8 protein-coding genes are annotated in these 9,233 nt (G+C 62.4%); 1 reads left to right on the top strand and 7 read right to left on the bottom strand.

Going from position 1 to position 9,233, the window contains the following annotated elements; all coding sequences use genetic code 11:
- Nucleotides 1–248 precede the first annotated feature (248 nt).
- Nucleotides 249–1,727 carry an ABC transporter substrate-binding protein gene (locus tag NKJ06_RS33000; protein WP_352636218.1) on the bottom strand — a complete coding sequence of 493 codons (1,479 nt, stop codon included), beginning with the start codon at nt 1,725–1,727 and terminating at the stop codon, nt 249–251.
- Nucleotides 1,728–1,890: 163 nt separating this feature from the next.
- A complete protein-coding gene (locus tag NKJ06_RS32995; protein ID WP_352812100.1) occupies nt 1,891–3,171 on the bottom strand; it encodes an acetylornithine deacetylase/succinyl-diaminopimelate desuccinylase family protein in 1,281 nt (426 codons plus the stop codon).
- Between the two features lie 222 nt (nt 3,172–3,393).
- Here NKJ06_RS32995 and NKJ06_RS32990 point away from each other — a divergent pair, with 222 nt between their 5' ends.
- On the top strand, nt 3,394–3,822 hold the full coding sequence (locus NKJ06_RS32990; protein WP_352636215.1) for a L,D-transpeptidase: 429 nt from the start codon (nt 3,394–3,396) through the stop codon (nt 3,820–3,822).
- 237 nt (nt 3,823–4,059) lie between these two features.
- Here the strand turns inward: NKJ06_RS32990 and NKJ06_RS32985 are convergent, their stop codons facing one another.
- From NKJ06_RS32985 to NKJ06_RS32965, 5 genes are read right to left on the bottom strand one after another with little or no spacing between them, the layout of a single operon-like run.
- Complete coding sequence (locus NKJ06_RS32985; protein WP_352636220.1) at nt 4,060–5,046, bottom strand: lipid A biosynthesis lauroyl acyltransferase; 987 nt, start codon at nt 5,044–5,046, stop codon at nt 4,060–4,062.
- 13 nt (nt 5,047–5,059) lie between these two features.
- The gene (locus NKJ06_RS32980; RefSeq protein ID WP_352636214.1) at nt 5,060–6,088 is read right to left on the bottom strand and encodes a zinc-binding dehydrogenase; all 1,029 of its coding nucleotides are present in this window, start codon (nt 6,086–6,088) and stop codon (nt 5,060–5,062) included.
- A 36-nt stretch (nt 6,089–6,124) separates the two neighbouring features.
- Nucleotides 6,125–7,402 (bottom strand): beta-ketoacyl-ACP synthase, encoded by a 1,278-nt coding sequence (locus NKJ06_RS32975; RefSeq protein WP_352636212.1) that lies wholly within the window; start codon nt 7,400–7,402, stop codon nt 6,125–6,127.
- A 51-nt stretch (nt 7,403–7,453) separates the two neighbouring features.
- Nucleotides 7,454–8,644, bottom strand: a complete 1,191-nt coding sequence (locus NKJ06_RS32970) for a beta-ketoacyl-ACP synthase (protein ID WP_352636210.1) — start codon at nt 8,642–8,644, stop codon at nt 7,454–7,456.
- Between the two features lie 56 nt (nt 8,645–8,700).
- Nucleotides 8,701–8,982 (bottom strand): acyl carrier protein, encoded by a 282-nt coding sequence (locus tag NKJ06_RS32965; RefSeq protein WP_010909964.1) that lies wholly within the window; start codon nt 8,980–8,982, stop codon nt 8,701–8,703.
- Nucleotides 8,983–9,233 lie beyond the last annotated feature (251 nt).

The following is a 9,233-nucleotide window of genomic DNA, read 5'->3' as shown; positions in this document are numbered from 1 at the left end:
CTCCGATCATTCAGAGGTCCTCTCAGAATCGATTTCCGCACACCACACAAGAGTCCGTTTGTACTCATGTGCGATTCCCCTGCCCTCAAGGGGGGAGATTGAGCTCTCATTTACGCTTTCGCCAATCGCCGAAATGGCATCGTTGTCGGCGACGCAGAAATTGCCGATCTCCCCCCTTGCGGGGGAGATGCCCGGCAGGGCAGAGGGGGGTGTGACGGAGCGCAAATTCCGCCAGGCAGCCTGAGTCTTCAATCCGACCACTTCACCTTGGTGAGGTCATTGGCCTGGATGGGTGCGTTTTCCCACAGGCCTTGCAGCTTGGCGTCCCAGACGCCGACCTTGGGCAGTTCGTAGAGGAAGCCGACCACGGCGTCGTCGGCCAGTATCTTCTGTGCCTGCCCCAGCAATTCCTTGCGCTTGGCCTCGTCGGAGGTGACGCCGAGATCGGCGATCACCTTGTCGAAGGCCGGATTGTCGTAGTTGAAGTAATAGTCCTTGCGCGAATAGATATCGATGTCGTTGGGTTCGGTGTGGGAGACGATGGTCAGGTCGTAGTCTTTCTTGGTGAACACCTGATCCAGCCACTGTGCCCATTCGACCGGGATGATCTCCAGATCGATGCCGACGTCGCGAAGCTCGGAGGCGATGATCTCGCCGCCGAGCCTGGCATACGCGGGCGGCGGCAATTTCAGCGTCGCCTTGAAGCCGTTCTCCAGCCCCGCTTCCTTCAGCAATTCCTTTGCCTTGGCGACATCATGCGGATAGCGGCCGGTGAGGTCGACATAGTCCTTATTGGCGGGCGACATGTGCGAGCCGATCGGCACGCCGAGGCCGGCGGAGGCGCCGTCGATGATGGCCTTGCGGTCGAGCGCATAGGAGATCGCCTGTCTCACCTGCAATTTGTCAAAGGGCGGCTTCTTGTTGTTGATCGACAGGATGGTTTCGCCCTCGGTCGCGCCGATCACTACCTTGAAGCGCGGGTCGTCCTTGACCTGTGCGACGCTATCGGCGTCGAAGAAGGGGAAAGCCTGGATGTCGCCCGAGAGCAATGCCGGCATATAGGCCGCGGCATCGGGCACGATGCGGAACTCGGCTTTGTCGAGGGACACCGGTGCGCCCCAGTAATTGTCCGATTTGACCAGCGTGATCGAGGATCCCTTGGCCCAGCTCTGGAATTTGAACGGGCCGGTACCGATCGGCTTCTCCTTGTTGGTGTCGGCCGTCTCAGGCGCCACGATCACCGCGTCGCCCCAGCCCATATTGTAGAGGAAGGAGCCTTGCGCGTTCTTGAGCGTTACCTTGACCGTTGCGGGGTCGACGATTTCGACCGTGTCGATGCCCGCGAACAGGCCCTTTTGCGCATTGACCGAATTGTCGGCGCGGGCACGGTCGAGCGAGAATTTCACGTCACTGGCATCGAAGTCGGTGCCGTCGTGGAATTTCACCCCGGTGTGCAGCTTGAAGGTGTAGACCTTGCCGTCATCGGAAATAGTCCAGCTTTCGGCCAGATCCGGCAACACCTCGCCATTCGGCCCGATGCGGGTCAGGCCCTCGAACACGTTGGCGTAGAGAACCTCATCGATTGCCGCGGCAGCACCTGCGGTCGGATCGAGATGCGGGGGTTCGAGGGGAATGCCGATGACCAGGTCGGTTCGCGCGGCAAACGCGGAGGTGCCGGCGGCCAGTGACAGCACTGCGGCGGCCAGGATGGTTTTCCACAATTTCATCGTGCAACTCCCCATGCGTTTCAGACAGGTGCTCAAACCCGGGCGATAGAAGCGTGATTTCGCCGCGGAGTAAATTGCGTTTCGTTCTGCCCGTTGGCATCGTCGGGAATGTTTTTGTCCTGGCGGCCTCATCAGCAGGTCGAAGCTTGTCGCGATGCGCGCCTTATCCCGTGGCTGTGCCGCGCAGCAGCACGTTGAGCCCGATCGCCATCACCTTGGCCGCTTCCACCATGTCCGATATGCCGACCCATTCGTCCGGCCGGTGGGCGAGGTCGAGAATGCCTGGACCATAGGCGATGCAATCGTAGATATGGCCGATGCGGGCAATGTGCTTCTGATCGTAGGTGCCCGGCGAAATGACGTAGTCGGGTTCCCGGTCGAAGATCGCCATGATGCCTTGCGCCACTGCCATGACCACCGGCGCGTCGCGCTCGGTCATCAGCGGCAGCACTTCCATCAGGTCGCGGATTTCATAGTCGAATTTGTTCCGCTCGCGCTTCAGGCGGTCGAGAATGCCGGTCACTTCACCTTTGACGGTGTCGAGGTCTTCCTCGAGCAGGAAGCGACGATCGATGGTCAGCCGGCAGGAATCGGGCACGTTGGGCGAGGGCAGGCCTGGCCGGAAATCCTCGGTCTGGCCGCCATGGATCGAATTGATGTTCATGGTCGAGCGTTTTGCTCCTTCGGGCACGACCGGCATGCGCGTCATCTTGCGGTCGAGTGCGGGGAACAGTTCGTCCTCGAATGCCCTTAGCACGGCGCCCATGTGGCGCACCGCATTGTCGCCGAGGAACGGCATCGAGCCGTGCGCGATCTCGCCCTTGGTCTCGATCTCCGCCCACCAGACGCCACGATGACCCAGACAGATGCGGTCCTTGTTCAGCGGCTCGGGAATGATGACGTGGTCGACCCTGGGTTTGGAGAAATAACCGAGGCTGGCCAGATGGGCGACGCCGCCGAAGCCGCCGGACTCCTCGTCGACGGTGCCGGATATTTCGATGGCGCCGGGAAAGTCGGGGAAGACTTCCAGGAAGGCTTCGGCTGCGATGATCGAGGCGGCCAGGCCGCCCTTCATGTCGCAGGCGCCGCGACCATAGACCTTGCCGTCCTTGACGATACCGGCAAAGGGATCAACGGTCCAGCCGTCGCCGGCTTCGACCACGTCGATATGCGAGTTGAAGTGGACGCAGGCACCGGGCGACCTGCCGTCGAAACGGGCAACGACATTGACGCGCGGGTAGCGGTCGGTGTCGCCGGGCGTGCCTTCGGCGCGGATGAATTCGGTCTCGAAACCGCGCTTCTTCCGCCGCGCGCCGAGATATTCGGCGCACGGCCGGTAAGCCTCGCCGGGCGGGTTGATGGTCGGAAAACGGATCAGCTCGGCGGTCAGCGCGACGACATCGTCGCGCCTGATATCGATTGCCTTGAGGAGTCGCTCGTTCATGCGGCGGAGTTGAGAGCGATCGTCCCGGTTTTGCAAGCCCGTTGGTGATCAAGCCCGTGCGGCGTGTCGTTGCGGCAACTATCGCGGGAAATCGTTCAAATTCGCTGCTTTGGATTGGCGAATTGGTCAAGGAGTGTGTGTTACCCCGTTCACCTGCCATTAAAAAGATGAAAAACAACGTGATGGCAGGCAGGTAAGGGGCAATCAAAGGGGTTTGGTCGCATGAAAAAGACAGTTCTCATGGCAGCCGTGTTTGTCGCGATGCTGTTCGGCGCTTCGGGGCAGGGTTGGGCAGCCAGCCTCGTCGCAAACATAGACGTGTCGTCGCAGACGATGACGGTTAGATATGGTGCGGCGGTATACCGCTGGAGCGTCTCCACCGCGCGCAAAGGCTACATTACTCCGCGCGGCAGCTATCGGCCGCAACGGACGGCGCGGATGTGGTATTCGCGCAAGTACGACATGTCGCCGATGCCTTATTCGGTGTTCTTCCGCGGCGGCTATGCCATTCACGGCACCGGCGCGGTGAGGCAGCTCGGGCGCCCGGCATCGCATGGCTGTGTGCGCTTGCACCCCACCAACGCCGCAGCCTTCTATGCGATGGTTCGGCAAGCCGGTTTCCGCAACACGCGGATCCTTGTTACCAACTAGGCTTTGACCGGCGTTTGATTCCACCGTGATCTTTCGCGGTGGGGTCGGATGCGGTTGCCTGCATCCCGGGCGTTTCGCCCGGAAAATGCTGCAGGAATAGCGCACTGGCATGGAAACGGTGCCGTTGCGTTTCTACCGGTAGCGACAGCACTCGGCGAAGGTTTGTCTGTTCGAAGGCGCTGGCTATTGATGGCCCATGCGGGCAGTGATCAAATCAGCGCTCGCCGAGGAACGAACTCAAGCGCTGGCGATGGGCGCCTTTGCCTGCTGGGGCCGCTTTCGCCGCCCGCCGCCGATCTCCCACCTTTTGTGGAACCACATCCACTGGCCGGGATCTTCGCGTACCCAGCGTTCGACCACGTCGTTGAGACGCTGGGTGGTGGCGTGGACATCGACACTGCCGTCAGCGGTGCGCGGCAATATCAATTTGTCCTCGATCTCGAGCCGGAAGCGGTTGTCTGGCAGTCTGACGCAGCGCGCCGGATAGACGTCGCAGTCGTAGTGACGGGCAAGGGTCGCCAGCACCCGATTGCTCTGGCAGGGGCGGCCGAAGAATGTCGTATCCAGGCCGTTGGAGAATTTCTGGTCGACAAGGATGCCGATGTTGCCGCCATTCTCCAGGACCCCCGCCAGCGCGAATGAGGCGCCGGCCATCGATGGCAGCAATGAGCCCATGGTCGAGCGGCGCGTCGAAAGGATGTAGTCGGCGAGATAGGGGTTGTTGGGCGGGCGAAACAGCGCCGTGATGTTCATGCCGAAGGTCGCCGCCGCCACCGGCAACAACTCGAAATTGCCGAGATGGCCGGTGAAGACGATATGCGGCCTCTGTTCGCCTGCGATCTCGACGAAATGCTCTGTTCCCTTGACCTCGACACGGCCGGGCTTGCTGGCCGCGGGATCGTAGTCGAACAGGGCGTCGAGAAAGATGTATTCGGCGGCAAGGCGGGCCATGTTGCCCCACATGTCGGAGGCGATCGCCTGGATTTCGGCTTCGCCCTTTTGCGGATAGGCCTTGCGCAGATTGTCGACGGCGACCTGATGGCGCCCCACCCAGGGGCCGACACGGCGTGCGACACGGTCGGCGAAATTCAGCGCACTGTCGGGCGGTAGCAGACGCAGCACCGAGATGATCATCATCGCCGCGCGCGCAACCAGCCAGTAGTTCAATTGGCGTAGCTGCCTGCCGTAGCGAAATTTGAGATCCCGGCGAAACTTCTTGAACACAGAGGTCAAGGCTCTAGCCGACGCGCAGGATGATCTTGCCGAACACGTCGCGGCCTTCCATGCGCTTCAGCGCCGCATCGATACCGTCGAAGTCGACCTCGGTGTCGATGACGGGTGCGACCTGTCCTGCCGCCATCTTCTGCATGGCGTTGGCCATGTTCTCCATGCGGCAGCCGAAGGAGCCGAGCAGTTTCAATTGCTGCTGGAACAGCTGCATCAGGTTGATCTGCGTCGACACGCCGGAGGTCGAGCCGCAGGTCACCAGGCGGCCGCCACGTTTCAGGCACAGCATCGACGCGGCAAAGGTGTCGGCGCCGACATGTTCGAACACGACATCGACGCCCTTTTTCTTGGTCAACTTGCGCACGACGCCCTCGAAACGGTCGTCACGGTAGTTGATGACATGGTCGGCGCCGAGCGCCTTGGCCTTGTCGATCTTGTCGTTGGAGCCGACCGTGGTGATGATCGTGCAGCCCATCCGCTTTGCCAGCTGGATGGCGGCCGAGCCGATGCCGGACCCGCCGGCATGGACGAGGATGGTCTCGCCGGGCTGCAGCCTGGCGTTGTCGAACAGCATGTGCTCGACGGTGCCGAAGGTGACGGGCGCCACCGCTGCACCGATGTCGGTCACGCCGGGCGGGGCGGGAACCAGCAGGCGAGCCGGCAGGTTGATCTTTTCCTGCGCGAAGCCATCGAGATGGAAACCGTGAACGCCCGAAACATGCTCGCAGAGATTGTCGCGGCCTTCGCGGCAGGCTCGGCAAAGGCCGCAGGTGCGGGCGCCATAGATCGACACCAATTGTCCCGGCAGCAGGCTGGAAACGCCGGGGCCGACCGCCTCGACCTCGCCGGAGGCTTCGGCACCAACGACCAGCGGCAGCTTGCGCTTGGCGAAGGCCATGCCGCGCCAGCCCCAGACGTCGATGTGGTTCAGCGCCACCGCCTTGATGCGCAACGTGACTTCGCCGAGTGCCGGCGGTGGGGGAGGCGGCAGGTCCACCGTTTCAAGACGGCGGTCCTCGATAAGTTGCAATGCGCGCATGGGGCCTGTCGGTTCAGTCTGGCTGAAAAAGGTCGCTTAGACCGGTTCCCGCGCCATGACAAGGCAAGTGTTCTGGCCGCCGAAGCCGAAGGAGTTCGACAGAACGGTGCGAACCTCGGCATTGCGCTTCTTGTTCGGCACAACGTCGAGCACGATCGCGGGGTCGGGATTGTCGTAGTTGATGGTCGGCGGAATGACGCTTTCGCGCATCGTCATCAGCGAGAACGCCGCCTCGACGGCGCCGGCCGCCGACAGCGTATGGCCGATCATCGACTTGTTCGACGAGACCGGCATCGAGCCGATCCGCTCGCCGAATACCGTCGACAGCGCCAGGTGTTCCATCTTGTCGTTCTCCGGTGTCGACGTGCCATGGGCATTGACGTAGTCGATCTCGTCTTCACTTAAGCCGGCATCGGCGAGGGCAGCGCGAACCGCGGCGATGGCCGGCGAAGCGTCCGGCTTCGAACGGGTGCGATGGAAGTCGTCCGCCTTCTCGCCGCAACCGCCCAGGATGCCGAGGATAGTGGCGCCGCGAGTCAGTGCCGCCTCAAGCGATTCCAACACCAGCGCCCCGGATCCCTCGGCCAGCACGAAGCCGTCGCGATCCTTGGAGAAAGGCTTCGACGCCTTTTCGGGAATGTCGTTGTGGGTGGAGAGCGCCGACAACAATGAGAAACGGATCAGTGCCTCGGCGGTGGCCGAACCGTCGGCGCCGATCGACAGCGCGCGCTCGCATTCGCCGCGTCTAATCGCCTCGACACCGAGCTGGATCGCGGTGGCACCGGAAGCGCAAGCCGTCGATAGGGTGATCGGCAGGCCGCGTGTGCCAAGGCGGTCGGCAAGGCGGTCGGCGATCGAACCGAACTGGGTGGTCTCGAAAATATCCAGTTCTTTCAAGCTGCGCGCCACCCGAAGCAGTCTTTCGGCGGCGGTGTCATCCTTGTTCTTGTCGGAATTGTAAAGCGAGAAGCGCTCGGCCCAGTCGAGTTCGACCGGCGGCGAGGCGAGGAAGAGCGGTCCGCTGAAATCGCTGGAATCAAGACCGGCTTCGGCCACCGCTTCAAGGCCCGCAAGCTCGGCCAACTCGTAGGTGAGCGGGCTGGCGCCCTTCGAACTCGACGGCAGGAAATCGACCATGCCGGAGATGCGGGTATTCAGTTGATCGATGGGAAAGCGGGTGATCGGGTGGATGCCTGATTTTCCCGAGGTCAGCGCCGCCCAATTGTCCGTCTTGCCGACGCCAAGCGAGGTCACCACGCCGATGCCGGTGACGGCGACAATCGGCCTGCCCATATGATCGTTCAGATTGGCCATCCGGGAGCCCTCGACCTTTTATCGTTACAGCATGGATCTCGGAGCGCCGCCTCAGGCGGCGTTGACCAGCGCCATGCCCTCGAATTGGTGATAGCCGACCGCCGTTGCAAGGACGTTTGCGGGGACGCCTTCGAACGGCGTCTCGGCTGCGGCATCGAAAATAGGGTAGGCGGCCTTGCGGTCCACAGCGAGAGCCGCCAACGCCACGGCGAAGGGAAACTGCGCTTCTTTCATGTGCCCGGTCAGCGTCGAGAAGCCACGCGCTGATATAGCCGGATTGGCATCGAGCGCTGCTTTCTCGGCTGATGTCGAGGCATGGGCGCCCGATGCGCCCGACAGGGTCAGCAATTTGCCGTTCGGCAACGCAGCCTGCTTGAGCAGCGCGGCGATCTCGACGTCGAGTTCTCCCCGTGGCCGCCTGGCGCGGCCGGAGACGACCGGCCCAAGCTCGGCATAGATCTTTCGGCCCCGGCTTGTTGCATGCTCGCGTTGCTCCAGCACCAGGAAGGCACCGCCGGAACCGGTCACGACGCCGCCGCCCTCAGCACCGTGTCTTTGCCAGACTGGCTTCCAGGGGCCGCGATGCAGATAGCCGGCGAGTTCATAGCCGAGCAGCATGTCGGAATGTTCGGTCTGAAAGGCGCCGCCGACCAGGATGTGAGTCGACTGGCCCGAGCGGATGCGCGCGGCGGCGGTCTCGACGGCGGCGACGCCGGCACCTTCCTCGCCCATGAAGGTTCTGGACGATCCCGTCACCTTGTGGACGATGGAGATGTTGCCGGCGAGCAGATTAGAAAGCTGGGCCAGAAACAAAGTCGGCCGCAATTCGGTGGTCAGCTTCTCGTTGAGCAGCACGTCGCGGTCGTTGCGGCTTTCCGAAGCGGCGAGAATGGCGGCATCGACCGCCTCGTCGCGCTCGCCACCGCCGGCGGCCACGACCATGTCCATGGTCGTGCAGAGTTCGTCATTGCCCTTGATGCCAGCGTCGTCTAGCGCAAGTCCTGCGGCGTAGGTGCCGAGTCTCTGCCAGGTTTCCATCTGGCGCTGATCGCCGCGTTTGGCGATCTGCAGGTTCCAATCGATCTCCGGTAGCGGATGGACGGTGTAGGGGGCAAAGCGCGCCGCTTCGAGCACCGGCTGCAGGCCCGGCTGCGTGAGCTTCTGCCAATGGGTGTCCGGACCTTCCCCCAGCGAGGAGACAAGGCCGATACCTGTGATGACGACGTCGCGGGGGCTGCTCATGGGCGGCTTTGTGGGTCAGGCGGCAGAGCGCGTCAAGATCGCGCGCTCAACTGACGTCAGGCGGTCTTGGCTGCGACCAGCGCGTCGATCTTGGCGCACAGGTTCTTCATGACGAAGTAATCGTCGGTCGAAGCCTTGCCGTCATTGACCTCCTGGGTCCACTTTTCCAGCGGCACCTTGATGCCGAATTCCTTGTCGATGGCGAAGACGATGTCGAGGAAATCGAGGCTATCGATGCCGAGATCGTCGATCGTGTGGCTCTCGGGGGTGATGGTGTCGATATCGATTTCGCTGGTGTCGGCAATGATCTTGGCGACTTTGTCGAACGTGGTGGACAAGGGCTTTTCCTTCGGTTGCGGGCGGAATCTGTCCGCATCTTGTTTGGGCGCTGTCTAATCGGTTTTTTCCGGCAGGAAAAGGCCTGATCCGCCGGGCGCAGATGGGTAGGGTGCCTAGGAAACGCAAGAAGGGGGCCCCGGGGGCCCCCGGGGCCCGTCCACATAGTTAAAGACGGCGTGGATTTTGTTAAAGGTGGTGTGGCAACAGACCACACCCCATTGGGGGGAGGGTACAAGGCGGGGGGGGGGGT

The organism is Mesorhizobium sp. M0293 (genome assembly GCF_040321735.1).
Classification (GTDB): Bacteria; Pseudomonadota; Alphaproteobacteria; order Rhizobiales; family Rhizobiaceae; genus Mesorhizobium.
The sequence above is the reverse complement of the archived record's forward strand: the minus strand, read 5'-3'. Positions and strand labels throughout refer to the sequence as shown.

Bases quoted from the DNA above. Each gene is read 5' to 3' on its own strand.
- NKJ06_RS32995 (WP_352812100.1), bottom strand. From the start codon at position 3,171: ATGAACGAGCGACTCCTCAAGGCAATCGATATCAGGCGCGACGATGTC.
- NKJ06_RS32990 (WP_352636215.1), top strand. From the start codon at position 3,394: ATGAAAAAGACAGTTCTCATGGCAGCCGTGTTTGTCGCGATGCTGTTC.
- NKJ06_RS33000 (WP_352636218.1), bottom strand. From the start codon at position 1,727: ATGAAATTGTGGAAAACCATCCTGGCCGCCGCAGTGCTGTCACTGGCC.
- NKJ06_RS32975 (WP_352636212.1), bottom strand. From the start codon at position 7,402: ATGGCCAATCTGAACGATCATATGGGCAGGCCGATTGTCGCCGTCACC.
- NKJ06_RS32980 (WP_352636214.1), bottom strand. From the start codon at position 6,088: ATGCGCGCATTGCAACTTATCGAGGACCGCCGTCTTGAAACGGTGGAC.
- NKJ06_RS32970 (WP_352636210.1), bottom strand. From the start codon at position 8,644: ATGAGCAGCCCCCGCGACGTCGTCATCACAGGTATCGGCCTTGTCTCC.